9 protein-coding genes and 2 pseudogenes are annotated in these 16,178 nt (G+C 59.7%); 5 read left to right on the top strand and 6 right to left on the bottom strand.

Going from position 1 to position 16,178, the window contains the following annotated elements; all coding sequences use genetic code 11:
- Window positions 1-494, bottom strand: a pseudogene (locus tag E4K64_RS35350) (transposase); the annotation flags it as partial.
- 474 nt (window positions 495-968) lie between these two features.
- Here E4K64_RS35350 and E4K64_RS35345 point away from each other — a divergent pair.
- The 4 genes from E4K64_RS35345 (at window position 969) to E4K64_RS41965 (ending at window position 7,689) form a co-directional block, all read left to right on the top strand.
- Window positions 969-2,279, top strand: coding sequence for an adenylate/guanylate cyclase domain-containing protein (locus E4K64_RS35345; RefSeq protein WP_135167399.1), 1,311 nt, complete (start codon window positions 969-971; stop codon window positions 2,277-2,279).
- A 608-nt stretch (window positions 2,280-2,887) separates the two neighbouring features.
- Window positions 2,888-5,869, top strand: coding sequence for an ATP-binding protein (locus E4K64_RS35340; RefSeq protein WP_135167398.1), 2,982 nt, complete (start codon window positions 2,888-2,890; stop codon window positions 5,867-5,869).
- Window positions 5,870-5,883: 14 nt separating this feature from the next.
- Window positions 5,884-7,227, top strand: a complete 1,344-nt coding sequence (locus tag E4K64_RS35335; protein WP_135167397.1) for a hypothetical protein — start codon at window positions 5,884-5,886, stop codon at window positions 7,225-7,227.
- 390 nt (window positions 7,228-7,617) lie between these two features.
- The gene (locus tag E4K64_RS41965; protein WP_209312011.1) at window positions 7,618-7,689 is read left to right on the top strand and encodes a DUF45 domain-containing protein; all 72 of its coding nucleotides are present in this window, start codon (window positions 7,618-7,620) and stop codon (window positions 7,687-7,689) included.
- Between the two features lie 204 nt (window positions 7,690-7,893).
- Here the strand turns inward: E4K64_RS41965 and E4K64_RS35325 are convergent, their stop codons facing one another.
- The 4 genes from E4K64_RS35325 to E4K64_RS35310 all read right to left on the bottom strand — a co-directional run bounded on the left by E4K64_RS35325 (window position 7,894) and on the right by E4K64_RS35310 (window position 13,230).
- Window positions 7,894-9,243 carry a globin-coupled sensor protein gene (locus E4K64_RS35325; RefSeq protein WP_167772424.1) on the bottom strand — a complete coding sequence of 450 codons (1,350 nt, stop codon included), beginning with the start codon at window positions 9,241-9,243 and terminating at the stop codon, window positions 7,894-7,896.
- 46 nt (window positions 9,244-9,289) lie between these two features.
- Entirely contained in the window at window positions 9,290-10,975 is a 1,686-nt protein-coding gene (locus tag E4K64_RS35320; RefSeq protein ID WP_135167395.1) for a methyl-accepting chemotaxis protein, read from the bottom strand.
- A 530-nt stretch (window positions 10,976-11,505) separates the two neighbouring features.
- Entirely contained in the window at window positions 11,506-12,219 is a 714-nt protein-coding gene (locus tag E4K64_RS35315) for a Crp/Fnr family transcriptional regulator (protein WP_135167394.1), read from the bottom strand.
- A 117-nt stretch (window positions 12,220-12,336) separates the two neighbouring features.
- Complete coding sequence (locus E4K64_RS35310; RefSeq protein ID WP_135167393.1) at window positions 12,337-13,230, bottom strand: helix-turn-helix domain-containing protein; 894 nt, start codon at window positions 13,228-13,230, stop codon at window positions 12,337-12,339.
- 450 nt (window positions 13,231-13,680) lie between these two features.
- Between E4K64_RS35310 and E4K64_RS35305 the strand changes: the two are divergent.
- Window positions 13,681-14,895: pseudogene (locus E4K64_RS35305) on the top strand (ATP-binding protein); the annotation flags it as partial.
- Window positions 14,896-15,134: 239 nt separating this feature from the next.
- Here E4K64_RS35305 and E4K64_RS35300 read toward each other — a convergent pair.
- A complete protein-coding gene (locus tag E4K64_RS35300; RefSeq protein ID WP_135167391.1) occupies window positions 15,135-16,088 on the bottom strand; it encodes a LysR family transcriptional regulator in 954 nt (317 codons plus the stop codon).
- Between the last annotated feature and the right edge of the window lie 90 nt (window positions 16,089-16,178).

The following is a 16,178-nucleotide window of genomic DNA, read 5'->3' as shown; positions in this document are numbered from 1 at the left end:
CCCTGCGCCAGTCCTGACCTGCGATCGAGCGCTGCTTGTTCGCGTCGGCCGCAATCAGGCTCGCATCGACTGCAAATCCTTCGCCACCAACCAGACCGGCGGCAATGCATGTCTCGACAACCCGTTCGAACACCCGGCGGAGAACATCTCCACCGCGGAAGCGCTCGTTGCGGGCCCGCGAGAACGCCGAATGATCCGGGACAGCGTCCTCGATACCGAGCTTGCAGAACCAGCGATAGGCGAGGTTCACCTGCACTTCACGGCAGATCAGCCGTTCCGAGCGGATCGCAAAGACATACCCCACGACCAGCATCCGGATCATCAGTTCCGGATCAATCGACGGGCGCCCCAGCGACGAATAGTGAGATGCTAGTTCACCGCGAAGCCAGGATAGATCGAGAGCAGCATCGATCTTCCGCACCAGATGATCTTCAGGAACCAAGACGAAACTCGTAGAACAGTTGACCTTGGTCACTCTTCAGACGGCCCATCATGGATCGACCTCGCCGAGATTCGCGTCAACACAACGGAATCACGCTTCGTGATTTGTCTCAACCGACTTTTGCAACAAAATCGGGCCCTTTGCTGACGTATTCTCTGGATGCCGACAGGTCCGCTAAACGGATCAAAGCAGACCTCGGCCTCTGCCCGAGTTCTTCCATAACAACGCATACGCGAATGTCCCGCCTTCACTTCAAACGTGAAGCACTGCGTTGATGTCCGTCGTGCGTGGCCGGCACGCGAGCCACCGGAGACACCGGCCACCAAACTGCAGCGGCGTCCGCCACCTTGCGTGCTGCGGCAGTGCCATTGCCCCAAGCACGGGCTGCGCCTCCTTGTCGGTCGCGCCGGTCTTTTAGCTTCCGCAGAGCAAGGCAAGCTGTTACCATTCTCGAAGGCCTGCTCGCTAGAAGCATCAACTCAACCGATAGCTCCCAATCACGCCAATCTACGTGCAGTGATGTGCGATGGTTCCGAAGACGCGGTACGCAAAGAGCGGTGATATTAAGATCGCCTATCAGGTTGTGGGGGATGGGCCTTTCGACCTTGTGCTTGTGCCTGGCTTCATCTCGAACCTAGACGTGGCCTGGGACGAGCCTCATCGTGCCCGCGTTTGGACGCGTCTGGCTGCTTTCTCCCGGCTGATCATGTTTGACAAGCGCGGCACTGGCCTCTCTGACCGGACTGTCGGCGTGCCGACTCTCGAGGAACGTATGGACGACGTTCGGGCTGTCATGGATTCCGTCGGCTCGCAACAGGCTGCGCTATTCGGCATCTCTGAAGGCGGCGCGATGTCCGTGTTGTTTGCGGCCACCTATCCAGAGCGCACGCGAGCTCTGGCGCTTTATGGAACGTACGGGCACTTCCGATCGTGGGTGCTACCACCGGATAGGATCGAAGGTGCGCTTGAGCGCATGGAGAAGGCGTGGGGGACTGGTGAGAGCCTTGCGTTGTTTGCTCCAAGCGTGGCAGCCGATGAGAATTTTCGACAGTCCTGGGCACGTTTTGAGCGGCTCGGCGCCAGTCCGTCTGCTGTTGTGGCGCTTATGCGAATGAACAGCGAAATCGATGTTCGTCCCATTCTCCCGTCCATTCGAGTGCCGACGCTCATCGTTCATCGCCAAGGCGACGTTCGGGTAAACGTTGAGGCCGGGCGATTCATGGCGGAGAAGATCCCGAATGCGAAATACGTCGAACTGCAGGGCAATGACCACTTGTTGTGGACCGGTGACACGGATTGCGTACTAGATGAGGTTGAGGAGTTTTTGACTGGGTCGCGATCGGCCGTCGAAGCTGACCGCGTCCTCGCCACTGTTCTGTTTACCGATATTGTGAACTCAACCAAACGCGCGGAGAAGATCGGCGACCGCGCATGGCACGACCTGCTGGGCCACCACAATGCGATCGTGCGACGAGAACTGTTGCGGCATCGCGGCCGTGAAGTGAGAACATTGGGTGATGGGTTCTTAGCAACTTTCGACGGTCCGGCCCGATCGATCCGGTGCGCTCTTGCCATAAATGAAAGCGTCGAGCCGCTCGGGCTGCAGGTGAGGGCGGGCCTTCACACGGGCGAGATTGAAGTTGCCGATGACGATGTCAGCGGAATCGCCGTGCACATCGCATCGCGCGTTGCGACGATGGCGAAGCCCGGACAGGTTTTGGTCTCGAATACGGTCCGTGACCTGGTGGCAGGATCAAACATTCGGTTCCATGACGAAGGTCATCATTCCTTAAAGGGCATTACCGACAGCGTCAGATTATTCGCGGTTGAACGGTAGAGAGAAGCTCAACGTGGAATGCGCAATTCGGATAGGGTGCTCGACTTGGTCTTGAGGCTATCGCATGGGCCAGCCGTTCTGCGACGAAGGCTCGCCAAAAATACGAGATAGCTTGCGCGTCACAGCAGATCTGCTCTCTGAAGTGATCGAACTACAGGACGGCTGAGCGAAGCCGCGGAAGTCGAGAGGATCAAACGACGGCTGCCGCTGGTGGAATTGACGTCCTCCTTTCTCGATTGGATTCTTGTCAAGGTTGAGCAACGGGTAAACGGGTTGTGTGGCTTGCGCTTATAGAGGCGCGGACATGGCCGGTTGCGCCTTGACTCCTAAGGGTAATCTGGGGACTAATTTACCTGAAATTGAGCTCCGCTCGGCGCGTTTGGTCCCGAGTGAAGGGGGCAACGCCAGTGGCACGCCGGCATTACCGCTCGATTGATCCAGGCATAAGCGCTGGTGCGCCGTCCAGGCCCTCGAACGCTGGATTTATCGCGAGCACCTCGATCGCTGGGCAGAATAGCACGAACGTCCGGTGGGACAGGGTGGCCGGGCGTGCTTCGGCTAGAGATGGAACGCCAGCATCTCCGTCCCGGGTAAACCGCAAGAACCGTTTGCAGAATCTGGCGACCGAACGGAAGTATGTCTCCATCTTGCGAGCCGACCTGCACCGCTCGTCCGATCTCGTGACAGGCCTCGATTTAGAAGATTCGATCGCGCGGCTGGCCCCAGCAATGGAGCAGATGCGGTCGGCCGTGCATCAGTACGGCGGCATTATCCATCGGGAAATGGGTGATGGCATATTCGCGGTGTTCGGTGCGCCGATCGCCAACGACATGCACGCGGTCATGGCTTGCCTCGCTGCGCTCGATCTTCTGCGCCGGATTGAAGCGCTTGCGGACGGTAGCATTCGCGTGCGGGTTGGCGTGCACTCAGGCTTGGTCGTGGCCGGGCCTCGGAAGCTCGACTACAACCAGATGTACGATTTTGACGGCCCTCCATTGATCATGGCTGAGCGCTTGCAAGCAGTGGCGGAGCCCGGCCAGGCGCTCGCGTCCGAAGCGTGTTGGATGCTGGCTAGAGGCTATATCCATTTCAAAGCCCCGGAAAGGCACCTTCTAAAGGGATTTGCCCAGCCAGTGATGGTTCATCCCATAAAAGGGGTTGGTGAGCTATCGAAATGGCAAGTGACCCTGGGACGAGGTACAGCAGCATTCGTCGGTCGTGAGGCGGAATTATCAAACTTGCTTGCGCTTGGTGTCGCGGCTGCGAATGGCCCCGGTCGCGTTGCGCTTGTTTCGGGGGAACCGGGCGTGGGCAAGTCGCGCTTGGTGCGCGAGGCTGTGCACGTGCTGCATCAGCGCGGCTGGCACTCCGTGGAGGCGGAATGTAGCCCCATCATTGGAGATTCGCCGTTTTCCCTCCTCAAGGATATCCTGGTCAAATCTATTTCGGAGCTAAGTGAGGCTGTTAGAGCGGGCTTCGACACCGACCTGCCAGACGTACAATCGGCTGCGCTGCGGATTCTGCTCGATGGAGTAGTTGCAGAAAGCCTTCCCGTGTGGACAAAGCTAGCCTCCCGCGCGCGAACTCGCGCCATCATCGATATGGCTTGTTCGGTCGTGGCGCGTCGGGTTGGTGGGCAGCCGACATTGCTTCTCATTGAGGATGTGCAATGGGCTGATGAGGCAAGCGCCCCTGCCCTTGACGCAATAGTGGCGTTGGCCAAGCGTCTTCCACTTTTCGTGTTAATCACTGCTCGAACAGATGAGCTGCCCTCTTGGTGTGAGCCGGATGCCAGACTGGTACTAGCCCCACTAGCGCCCGATGAAGGCCTTGCAATGCTTAATCAGTTGCTTGGTCCATCGCCTCGCCTTCAGCTTCTAAAGGAACGAATTCTAGAGCACACGGGTGCGATGCCGTTGTTCGTAGAGGAAGTGTGTCGTGGGCTTATAGAAGCCGGTCGAATAAGGGGAGCGTGGGGTGAATTCGAGCCGGCCTTAGAGGGGACAGAGCTCGGCGTTCCTTTGACAGTTCAAGGTGTGATCGCGAGTCGTATTGATCGACTGGCCCCACGCGAGAAGCGGGTGTTGCAAGTAGCCGCCTCGATCGGTCCTCAAGTGCCAAGCCGTTTATTACGGGTGATCGCAGGTTTGGAGGAGGCGGTCTTCCGTCAAATCCATACCGCACTACTGGCGGCGGGTATGTTGGTGTGCGTCCCGCAGGCGGGAGAGGGGCAAAACACGTTCCCGCACGAATGCGTTCGCCAGGTTGCATACGATGCCACCCTGGAATCCGACAGGGTGAAACTACACAAGCGTGTTCTGACCGAGGTCGAGGCCGAGGCGGCTGCTGCTCAGAACGCGCACGAGCTGGCAGCCATAATGGTGCACCACGCTGTTCAAGCCAGGGAATGGGCGCGTGCAGCCGATTTGGCGGCAACGATCGCGCGTCGCTGCTTTGGCCAATCTGCGTTTTCGGATGCGATGAAGCATTTCGAACTGGCAATAGCGTCGGTCGACAAGCTGCCGCCGTCACCGCAACGTGAAGCAACCGCGATTGATCTTAGGATTGAGGCGCGAATGGCTTACGGAAACCTGGGAAAGGTGAGTCGTTGGCTCGACTTGGCAAGAGAAGCCGAGGCGCGCGCACTCGCCTCCGGCGACAATAGACGACGAATTCCTGCGTTGGCTATGCGTGCGGCGGCGTTGAACTTCTATGGCGCGCCGGCCGAAGCGATCGACGCGGGCGAGGCTGCAGTGCGCGAAGCAGGCCAGAGCGGCGAGCCTGGATGGTTGGCCTATGCAGAATACGGATTGGGGCAGGCGCGGTTTATCGCCGGTCACTTCGTAGAGGCCGTAGAGATTTTGGAGAGAGCTTACAAGCGGTTTTATTTTGAAGGTGCTTCACCGCCACCCGGAGGCGGAGCAGCACAAGCTGCACTGCTTAGCTGTATGATGATCTGCGTCAGTAAAGTAGCACTTGGGGACGAGGAAGGCGCTGTCGCGGCGCAAGCACGGGCAGATGCGATTGCGGCTCAGAATGAAGGTCCCGCTGCGGCGATAGCAGGGGGATTTAGCCGCGGAGTGCTTCTGCTCTCAAGAGATGAGCCGCAGGCGGCGGAAACGGCGCTGGCACACTCCCTCAAGCTCGCGCATCAGCATGAAGTGCACCTTTTCATACCCGTGCTTGCCAACCAGCATGGGCTTGCACTCTTGCGACTAGGGCGCGTGACAGAAGCGCGAACGGCGTTTGAAATGGCCCGTGGAGAGGCCGAACTGCTTGGGCATCGGTCGGCTGCATTGCGCGCAGAGCTAGGTCTAGCGCTCTGTGAGGCAGCATCGACAACCCAACGCAACGTAGCAATAGAGATGGTTTGCCGATGTGAGCAGAGCGCTCAACAGAGCGGGTACCAACCCCTAGAGCTGGAAGCATTGCTTATCAAGTCCGCTCTGAATAGCCCATCTGGAGTTGAATCTTCGGCGGACCGAAACAGAGCCGAGCAAATAGCAAAGCAAATCGGGGCCCTAGGAACGCAACGCGAAGTTCATCGCACGCTTTCAAGGGTGTTGGATCGTTCTCAGATGGCGAGCTAACAAGGAGGAACGTCATGTCTGAAGAAGAAGACGGCAGGACTGAGAAGCAAGACACGCTCAATCGGCGCACCGTAATAGCAGGTGGCGTTGCCACCGCGGCGACGGTCGCTCTCCCGCGAGCGGCGCTTGCTCAGCCAAAGGGTGCTGGCGGAATAGAAACCCGCGGTGCAATCTACATGGATCCTGAGTATCTAAAGACGTTCAACAACCATGCCTACTCGCCTGGCAATATCCATAATGTTCACGTTCTGATTAGGAATAATTTTCCGAACAGGAGCGACCTTAAGTGGGGACTCTACCAGCGTGACGTGGAGCCGGATCCCCAAAAATGGGGCCGCACACCGCAAATTGGACAGGCCGCGTTCGACCATTGGCCCGATTTTTCTCAGGAGGCTCGTGATGACCTGGAGAAGCAGCCGGCGAGGTTCGCTGATCCGAAAAACGCAATGAATCCATTCGACACCAGGCAGACCGCGGCCAATCTGTTGGAGCATCTAGACGAGGTTATTCGCATTGCGCTGTGGGACTACGAAGTACCGATAAAGATCAAAGTGAATAAGAATCGCAGACGACATCACGGTCTTACGACCGAATGGGACCCTGCGCCGCAGCCCGGAACTAATCCAAATCTTCGATTGAATGGGCTAACCATCAACATCGATTGTCCCGACGGCGGATGGCAAGGTTACACGCTCTGGCGCAACAGATCTACGAGCGACCACATTACGAAGTTCGAAGCCAATTGGGTGGTGCCCTCGCCACCAACGAACGATGAAGGGCAGATCATATTCATCTTCAATGGTCTGGAGAGCGTATCGGGACCAAATGCAACGGGAGGAATCTTACAGCCGGTCCTCCAGTGGACCACCAATGGTTGGTTCATCCGGAGCTGGTACGTGAGTGCTGATTTCGACCCTATGAAGTACCCGAACCTGCCTGATCCAGGCTCGGCGGTTGGCCAAGATCACCTGAGTGACGAGAACCGCTGTTACTCTAAGGCAATCCCAGTCACGACAGGAGATATAATTACCGGCTCTATTGAGGGCGGCAGAGATACTGGCGGAAAGTTCAATTATGTCTGCTCGCTCTCGCGTAACAATCAAATTCAGTCGGACACCAGACTGAAAATGGACGATATACCTGAGCTGACTTACGCCGTGTGTGCTGTCGAAAGTTACAAAGTAACCGTCACCCCTGCGGACTACCCGACGGCACCGATCGTAATAACCTCCCTGGATTTGCAAGTTGAAAACAATTCCATCAGCCCAATCCAATGGACGGAAAGCAAAAAGGCGGGCAGGGACTTCACCGCAAAGTCGTCTATGGCAGGACACAAGGTGGAGTTTAAGGTAGTCTGAGGTACAAGCAGACCGGCTCGAGGATATGGGCGAAGCATCCGCCCATTCGCGGTTTCGCGTCTTGGGATTACCTGAGGGCGGACGGAGGCGGATTGGCCCTTCTGTCGGGCAAAAGGGTCGTGCCACTGCTTCGGCGAGGCACTCTTATACCGTTCCTCCTCCAATATACTCTGGAGAGAAGCTTAAGTTGCACCTTCTGTCCCCCTAGGGAGAGCATCTGAGGCGCAGCGGTCGAGCAAGTTTTTTTCTAAATTCTCTCCCTCCGCCAGAAATCAGCCTAAGTTACGGCAATTACACATATTTCTTCGGAGCGCGCCATCCGTTCCGCAAATCACCCCACAAATTTCTTCCCACCGCCACGCTCAAGCCAGCCGCAATTTGCTTTGCCACATGCGCCACAATCACCACGGGCCCGCCTTCCTTCAGCTCCTCGATCGCGTGATGCCAGATTGGAAAAGATAAAGCTCAAGCTTGAACGTCAGTTAGCGCAATGCTGTGAGTGGACCCCATGCCCAAGGCAGCACCGGGGCCAAAGTGGGCTCAAGCTGGTGTAGCCCAAGCCGAATAGCGGCACAGCAAACGAAAGCGTAGTCCGAGGCACACCGGCTCGCGCGTCGGTTCGGCGGGTCCTTAAATGAGTTTCGGCTTGAGGCGCTGCGCGGCCGGTTACGCCCCTGAGACTGAGATCTGGGCGAAGAACCGCTCGACGTCTGACTGAAGCATCGTCGCCTCTTTCGACAGATCGCTCGAAGCGGTTAAAAACTGGGAAGCCGTCTGCCCGACCTCTCCCGCTCCTTGACTGACCCCTCGGATGTTGTCGGCAACTTGATGCGTGCCTTCGGCAGCTTCTCGGACGTTCCGCGAAATCTCGGCACTTGCCAATCCCTGTTGGTCAACGGCGTCGGATATCGCGCCGGCGATTGCATTGACCCTACTAATCGTGAGGCCGACCTGCTTCATGGTGCCGACAGATTTCCGCGTCGCCTCCTGGATCGACGAAATCTGCAGCCCGATTTCGCCGGTTGCCCTCGCGGTTTGGTCCGCGAGAGCCTTCACCTCGGAGGCGACCACCGCAAAGCCCCGACCTGCCTCCCCGGCACGCGCGGCCTCGATCGTCGCATTCAATGCGAGCAAATTGGTTTGAGCTGCAATGCTGCTTATCAATTCTATCACGTCGCCAATGCGCTGGATCGATTGGGCAAGACCGTCGATCGACGCTCCCGATCGGGTTGCTTCCTCTACCGCGTCGCCAGTGACTCTCGTACACTCAAGGGCTTGACGACCAATTTCCTTGATCGAAGACGTAAACTGCTCCGCCGAAGCGGCAATGGCTTGAACGTTCATGAAGGCCTTCTCTGATGCCGCCGCTACAGCCGTCGACTGACTTGTCGCTTGCTGCGCATTCGCCGCAAGCATGTTGGCTGCGCTTTGAAGAGAAGCCGCCGAATTGCTCACGGTCGCAAGCGACCGGTCGACACGATTCCTGAAGCTCTCGATCGCGCTGTTCATCTCCTCGCGCCTTCGCTGCTCCGCCAGCAAAGCCTCCTGGTAGACGGAAATCGCGACGTCCATATCCAACATCACAGCCGAGTTGATGGCCACGAGAACCTTGGCGAGGCGCGACGGACTCCAGCGATATGTTCTGACGGCAAGAGAGGTAAGCTCCCCAAGCACCAGATTATATCCCCCAATATACCACCGAGGCTCCAGGCCGATTTTGTTATGAGCCAAGCCGATGTTGCGGACACCGCGAATATATTCTTCATCGAACCGTCCATTGAACAGACGGGCCCAATGAGCGCCCTGGGCTCCCTTCAAACGAGGAATATCGCTTCCGATAATCCTCGCGAGCTGCGGCGTGGCTGCGGCATGCTCATAGAACCGGTCGAGGACCGCCGGTAGATTGTGCTCCAGCACATTCCAGAAATCGCGCAACAATTCGGAGGTCTGGGAATCAATGCGCATAAAGCGCAACCGCGTCTCCCGCTCCTCATTGACGTCGCGAAGCTCCGACAAGCCAGTCTCATGGCTCATATTGCAACAGCTCCATCTGTACTCGGCGTCAAGCGGCGCGTACACCTGAAAGGAAGTTTGCCACTTCCGATTTCAGCCGTTCAGCTTCGGCGGAGAGCCGGTTTGCCGCTGTCAGAACATCTTCCGAGATCGCGCCCGTCTCGGACGCCGCTTTTTGCGCCGAAGACACGTTCCCGGACACCTCGCGCGAGCCGGCCGCGGCATGCTGGATATTACCCGCGATTTCTTGCGTCGCTGATCCCTGCTCTTCAACAGCCGCCGCAACTGTCGCGGTAATTTCGTTCATGCGAGCCACGGTGCCACCGATCCCTTCGATGGTGCTGACCGCGCTTCCGGTCATCGCTTCGATTTCAGCCACCATCGACTGGATCTCGTCCGTCGCTTTCGCGGTCTGTGTCGCCAGGGATTTGACCTCCGAGGCGACGACTGCGAAGCCCCGCCCGGCTTCCCCCGCTCGCGCAGCCTCGATTGTGGCGTTGAGCGCAAGCAGGTTGGTTTGAGCGGCGATCCCGGTGATGAGCTCAACGATATCGCTAACCCGCTTGGCGGAGTTGGCGAGATTCGCCATGGTCGTATTTGCCCGAGCCGCTTCTGCGACCGCCCCCGCGGCAATCTGCGAGGAATGAGCCACCTGGCGCGAAATCTCGTGTATCGACGAGGACAACTCCTCCGTCGCCGCAGCTACCATTCCAACATTGGAGCTGGTCTGGTCGGCGGCAACTGCCGCTGCGCTCGTCGCTCCGCTAGTGGTCTTCGCTGCGATCGTCATGGAGTTGGCAGAGGCTTCCATGCCGCTGGCCGCAGCGGCTATCCCGTCCGCGACCGCCTTGATGGATGCTTCAAAGCCGTCGGCAAGCTTTCGCATGGCCAGCTGACGATCGTGTGCAGCGGCTTCCTTGAGTTGGTCCTGCTCACCAGCGAGCCGCACAGCCTCCGCAGAGCGCTGCTTCAACACCGCAATGGCTTGTGCAAGCGTGCCGACTTCGTCCTGCTGACCTGTGCCGGGCACGTCGACGGAGAGGTCGCCATCGGAGAGTCGATGGGTGGCCTCGGCGAGCTTCAGGATCGGCCGGGTTATGCGGCGGCCAATCCAGAGGGCCAGGGAGAACGAAACGAGAGCCAACGCAGCGACAATTCCGCCGATGCGCTGCGTGCTCGACCAAATAGCGGCCTCGACGGCGTCCAGATACACGCCCGAAGTGACGACCCAGTGCCATCCGGCTGTCAGCTTGTTGTAGGCGACTTTGTCTATTGGAGGCGTGTTCGGTGCTGTCGGCCAGACATAGTAGACAAAACCGCCGCCCCGCTGGGCGGCCGCGATCATTTCGCGGACGAATGCGGTGCCGTTGGAATCTTTGACGTCGGCCATTTGCCTGCCTTCCATCTCTCGAAACATGCCGTTAGCAATCGAGACACCGTCCGCTTGCATGGCAGCGACGTATTCGCGCCCGTCGTAGCGAATGGCACGGATGGCATCCTTGGCAGCGGTCTGTGCTGCCTGCTCGCTCATCTCACCTCTTGCAGCCTTGCTCTCGTACATCTCCACGATCTTGGCCGCCGCTTCCGTTACCGAGCGAGCGCGCGCGCTACGCTCGTACCGGGTGATTTCGCCGATCGACGTGATCGCGAGCCAGCCCGCCACAAGCAGCGCAATCACGGCCAGCACGGGAAGACAAAGGATCCGGGTGTTGATGCTTCGAACAATTTTCAGCACAGTTGTTCTCCTAGAAACGGCGGCGCGAGACGGTAAGCGGAGCAGGAGCTCCGAAGAGGCCGCACTGCCAATGAAGCCAGAGCGCTACGGGCTCACCTCTTCAGAGGGTCCTGATCCGCTCATGGAGGCGCTTCAGTGCCTCGAGCTGCTGATCCAGTCGGTGCAGGGCCTGGGCTAGAACCGCCTTGTCGACTAACTGCGGCTGCCTTGAGAGGTCCTGAATCAACCTCGCAGTTGCCAACACTGCACGCGATGCCGCTGCGAGCGCAGCCGATGTTTTCGATGCGACTGTCAGTCGAAAGGCAGCCTCGTCCGCACTTCCCACTTCTGCACAGGTGTCCGGCGGCCTATTTGCAGGCTGCCTGCTCGACAGTTGAACGACGTTCATTTGATCCCCTCGCCTTCCCCACACGCCTGGGCCCCCCAAATGCGTCGTCAGTCGGCCGACCGGTTCACCCTCGCGCCATTTGCTTAAGGAGCCATATGCGGCAGTTGATCCATGTTAACTGTGCGCCGCTCATTGCCCCGTATCACCTGCTCGAAGTGAATTGGCAGATTTGCTCCAGTTCCCTGCGGTTCAAAATCTCCAGGAAGCCGGTGTCAAGCCGCAGCCAACCGCGCGCGCGAAAAGTCGCCATGGTTCGGCTGACATGGACCGCCGTCAGCCCAACCGTATCCGCGATATGCTGCTGCAGAAATGGGAATAAATAGCGCTCGGATTCATCCGCACTCCACTTTCGCAGTCGAGACGTGAAATGCAGCAGGAACCACGCAACGCGCTCCTCCGCCGACTTCTGCGCAACCGCGGTCAGAAGCTGGTTCGCTTCGCGAAGCCGCTCGCCGAGCAGTTCGGAGATCACCATCGCCAGTTGAGGTTCCCGGACAATGCGGTCCTTGATCGCGGCCATCGAGAAAATGCCGAACTGAACGTCGGTCAGCGCGCGCGCTGAGGACTCGCCTTGCTGGCCCAGGATATCGCCCGGAAACAGCATGTCTCCCGCAGAGAGAAAAGCCAGAATCTGTTGGCGGCCTTTGGTCAATGGGAGATATTCGAACGCCCAGCCTTCACAGACGATGATGACCTGGTCCGGGCGCGGCTTTGCCAGCGAGACGATGTGGCCTTTGCGCGCCACCTTGAAGTGCTTGCCCAAATTCCCGCGAGCAACGCCACTCTCCAAGGCCATTGCGGCACCGCAGAAACCTCGACCTCTATTCGGACAGGAGACGCACAGATCGACGTTCATGCTTGGAGAGAACACGCCACGCTGCGCCCGCGGCTCCTACTGGCGGATGAAGGATCGCGCTAGAGTGCTAGGGACGAGCGGGGCGGAAATAGAACAATATTGCGATCATTCGGACGATTATTGCGATTTGGCCGACGACCGAATGACGCCCGGCGTCGTCTTCAAGATCCGCCTGAACGCGCGGGTCATATGCGACTGGTCGCTGAATCCACACAAAACGGCAACCTCCGAAAGCGGTGCAGGCGAGGTCCGGATCATTTCGAGCGCACGATCGAGACGTTTTCTGATGACGAATTGGTGGGGGCTGAGGCCGAAGGACACCTTGAAACAGCGAATGAAATGGTACTCGCTGATGCCCGCTTCACGCGCAAGCTGCTCCAGATCGAAGTCTCGCGACAGGTGCGCTTCGATGAAGTCGAGCGCCCGCAGCTTCTGGGCGGCGGTCAGCTGCCAGGCGGGCGCCGATTTCTGCTTGCGGTCTTGATGATAATCCCGGAGCAAGCGAACAGACAGCGCCTGCGCCAGCGTGTCAATAAGCAGCGTTCCTCCGGCTGAAGGGACTCGCAGTTCGTCGATCAACACGTCCGCAAGCGCGAGCAGCTTGCCGTCGTCGACCTCGAGCGCATCTTTCGCGTTCAGCCGCCGGTAATCCTGCTCGAATGCACTTGCGCATGTCTCGCTGAGGAGTTCGCTCGAAAGGTAAAGATGCGAGACTTCGATCGGCTGATCCCATTCCCAGCGCGACGGTGTCCCCGTACCCAGGATCGAGATCATGCGCGGGCGAACGAGGGCATCTTTCCAGCCGTCTTCGCAAAGTCGGCGCATGCGGGACTGGCCGTGGCGATAGACGACGATGAGAAGGCTATCGATCGCCGGCCCCTCGACGAAGAGGGGCCCGTAGCGGAACTCACGAAAGACCACGCGTCGGCGCGGATCCCCGTTGTCGGATTGAGCGAGGATTTCACCAGGCGCGTAGAGCGGGACCTGCTCGGGACTGATCGTTAGCGGCACGGCTGGTAATCGGCTCCGGATTGGAAGGCATCCTCATGCTCACTGCACTATCGCCCACACGTTCGATCAACCGGAAGGCCGCTTCACTGGGAGGTGCAGCGCTTTCAATCGCTGCAGGCATCGACGGATACTGCATCTCATTTTCGGCTAGGCCGGATTGAATGGCAATCCGCAAATGTCCGATACGAGGCGCTGTGCCGGTCGGAGGAGAGGACACGAGCGACCAGGCTGGTCTCGAGAGGTACATGGTTACGCTGCGAATTTGATGCAGGTTAATAACAGGGATCAAGCACTTCGCTGTTCTCAACTGCCGCCGGGTGGGAGCCTGTCCTTTCCATCTCGGCCCGATATCGATCACACTGGTCGAGATCCGTCTTCTTCGGATGTGTGCATCGGACTCTCGGTCCACAAGCAGGTCGTTTCGAGGACGCTGGCGCGACAGGGTGTCGAATGATTTGGGACGAGCTCAGGGCGGCTTTCAAGCACGGTGTCAGAGAAGAGACGGTCGATCGGATATTGCAGGTGCTGAACGAGGAGCTCGAGCTGCGAAGCCGGGCGGAAGCCGATCTGCGCTTGAGCGAAGCCAAATTCCGCAGTGCCGTGATCGCCAGCCCGGACGCGGTGATCGTGGTCAACAAGGCAGCCTCGATAGAATTTGCAAGCGAGCGGGTCGTTGACGTCTTCGGCTATGCATCTGCAGAACTGCTGGGAAAGCCGCTCAATGTCCTGATCCCGGAGCGGTTCTGGATCGGTCACCTCGAGAACGTGGACAGGTTCTTCGCGGGTCCGCGGACGCGGATGATGGGCGCCGGGGTTGCCCTTTGCGGCCGGCGCAAGGACGGAACGGAATTCCCGGCCGAGATCAGCATCAGCCCGATCGAATTCGCCGGCACGACGTCGGTCGTGGCCGCGATCAGAGACGTCACAGATCGCAACGCCATGGAAGCCCAGCTGCGGCAGGCGCAGAAGATGGAAGCGATCGGTCAGCTTACCGGCGGCGTCGCCCACGACTTCAACGACATCCTGACCGTGATCACCGGCACGATCGGCGTCCTGGCACGGGCCGTTGCGGACCGGCCCGATCTGCTGGCGATCACGCGGCTGATCGATGAAGCGGCGGAACGGGGGGCCGGGCTGACCAAGCATCTTCTTGCCTTCGCTCGCAAGCAGCCGCTCCAGCCGCGGGACATCGACGCCAACGCGCTGGTGCGTGAGGCCGGAAAGCTCTTCGGGCCCACCCTGGGCGAGCGAATTATCATCAGCACGAGGCTGGCCGAGGGCGTCTGGACCGTGCGCGCCGATCCCGATCAGCTCACGACGGCACTGTTGAACCTCGCGTTCAACGCCCGCGACGCCATGCCGAATGGTGGCACGCTGATGTTTGAGACGCGCAACATCTCGCTCGACCAGCGCGACCTCGGCACGAATGGGGATGTGGTGGCCGGCGACTATCTCATGATCGCTGTCCGCGACACCGGCGTCGGCATAGCCGCTCAACTTCTGGAACGAGTCTTCGATCCGTTCTTCACCACCAAGGAGGTCGGCAAGGGGACGGGCCTTGGGCTGAGCATGGTGTTTGGCTTCGTCAAGCAGTCGGGCGGACACATCACAATTCATAGTGAGGAAGGACTCGGTACGACCGTCAGGATTTATTTGCCGCGCAGCCCGGCAAAGCCGGCGGAATCGTAATTCTCCAACTCGCAGACACGCCTTCGCATTCTCGCGGCTGATCTCGCCCGAGCTTTGCGTTGTCGTCCGCCCTCTCGAAGCCGCCATGCCTTCAAAAAAGCAGTTTGCGCAAGGCTGTCGCGCCGAAGTCCGCAAGGCGAAGGCGGGCTCGTCGCCGTTTGCTTCGGCTTGGCACGCCGGCGTCGAACTTTCTTCTGAACCCTCCGCCATCTGCCTCATCCCGCCACCCTCCACCTCCCATCTCCCGCGCGCTTCAGCGCGGGATCGCTCACCCGCACATGCTCGGCGAGGAAATCGATGAACGCGCGCACGCGCGCGGGCAACGGCGCGGTGTGGCCGACATAGACGGCGTGGATGTCTTCGCGGTCGCCGGGATTGTAGTTCTGCAGCACCGGGACGAGGCGGCCGGATTCGATGTCGGGACCGATGTGGAAGAGGGCGAGGCGGGCGAGACCGACGCCGCCGAGGCAGAGGCGGCGGGCGGCTTCGCCGTCGCTGACGCGCGCGACGGGCGGGGGCAGGGCCTCCTCGGCGTGGTCGCCGCGCCTGAACGGCCAGCCGCGGATGCTGCGTGGAAAGGTCCAGCCGATGCCGCGGTGCTCGGCGAGGTCGGCCGGAATCTTCGGCGTGCCGCAGCGAGCGAGATAGTCCGGCGCGCCGACCACGACCATGCGGCTGGTGCCGAGTTTTCGCGCGATCAGACGTGATGCCCGCAACGGGCCGACGCGGATGGCGACGTCGGCGCGCTCCTGCATCAGGTCGATCACGGTATCGGTCAGCACGAGATCGAGCGTGACGTCCGGATGCTGCTTCAGAAAGCGCGGGATCAGCGGCATCACATGCAGCATGCCGAAGGGAATGTTGCAGTTGACCGTGAGGCGGCCGCGCGGCGCCGCCCCCGATGCCGCCTCGCGCTCGGCCTCCTCCATCTCGGCGAGGATGCGCACCGCGCGCTCGTAGAAGGCCCGTCCTTCCTCCGTCAGCGTCAGCTTGCGCGTGGTCCGGTTGACGAGCCGCGCGCCGAGGCGCGCCTCCAGCCGCGAGATCAGCTTGCTGACGCCCGACGGGGTCAGCCGCAGCCTTCTCGCGGCCTGGGTGAAGCCGCCGAGATCGACGACGCGGACGAAGACCTCCATCTCGGCCGAGCGGTTGGTGTCGAAACGGGCCATATTGAATTCACGTCACAAATGATTGGATTGCGGACATTCTAATGGTTCTGCGGCAGTGCCGCTATCTGCATGGCTCGTCTCATCCATTGG

The sequence above is a fragment of the Bradyrhizobium frederickii genome, from assembly GCF_004570865.1.
Classification (GTDB): domain Bacteria; phylum Pseudomonadota; class Alphaproteobacteria; order Rhizobiales; family Xanthobacteraceae; genus Bradyrhizobium; species Bradyrhizobium frederickii.
Note: the sequence above shows the minus strand (reverse complement) of the source record. Positions and strands in the feature narration are given on the sequence as shown.

Coding starts and splice junctions, on each gene's coding strand:
- E4K64_RS35335 (WP_135167397.1), top strand. CDS start 5,884: ATGTCTGAAGAAGAAGACGGCAGGACTGAGAAGCAAGACACGCTCAAT.
- E4K64_RS35300 (WP_135167391.1), bottom strand. CDS start 16,088: ATGGCCCGTTTCGACACCAACCGCTCGGCCGAGATGGAGGTCTTCGTC.
- E4K64_RS35315 (WP_135167394.1), bottom strand. CDS start 12,219: ATGAACGTCGATCTGTGCGTCTCCTGTCCGAATAGAGGTCGAGGTTTC.
- E4K64_RS35345 (WP_135167399.1), top strand. CDS start 969: ATGGTTCCGAAGACGCGGTACGCAAAGAGCGGTGATATTAAGATCGCC.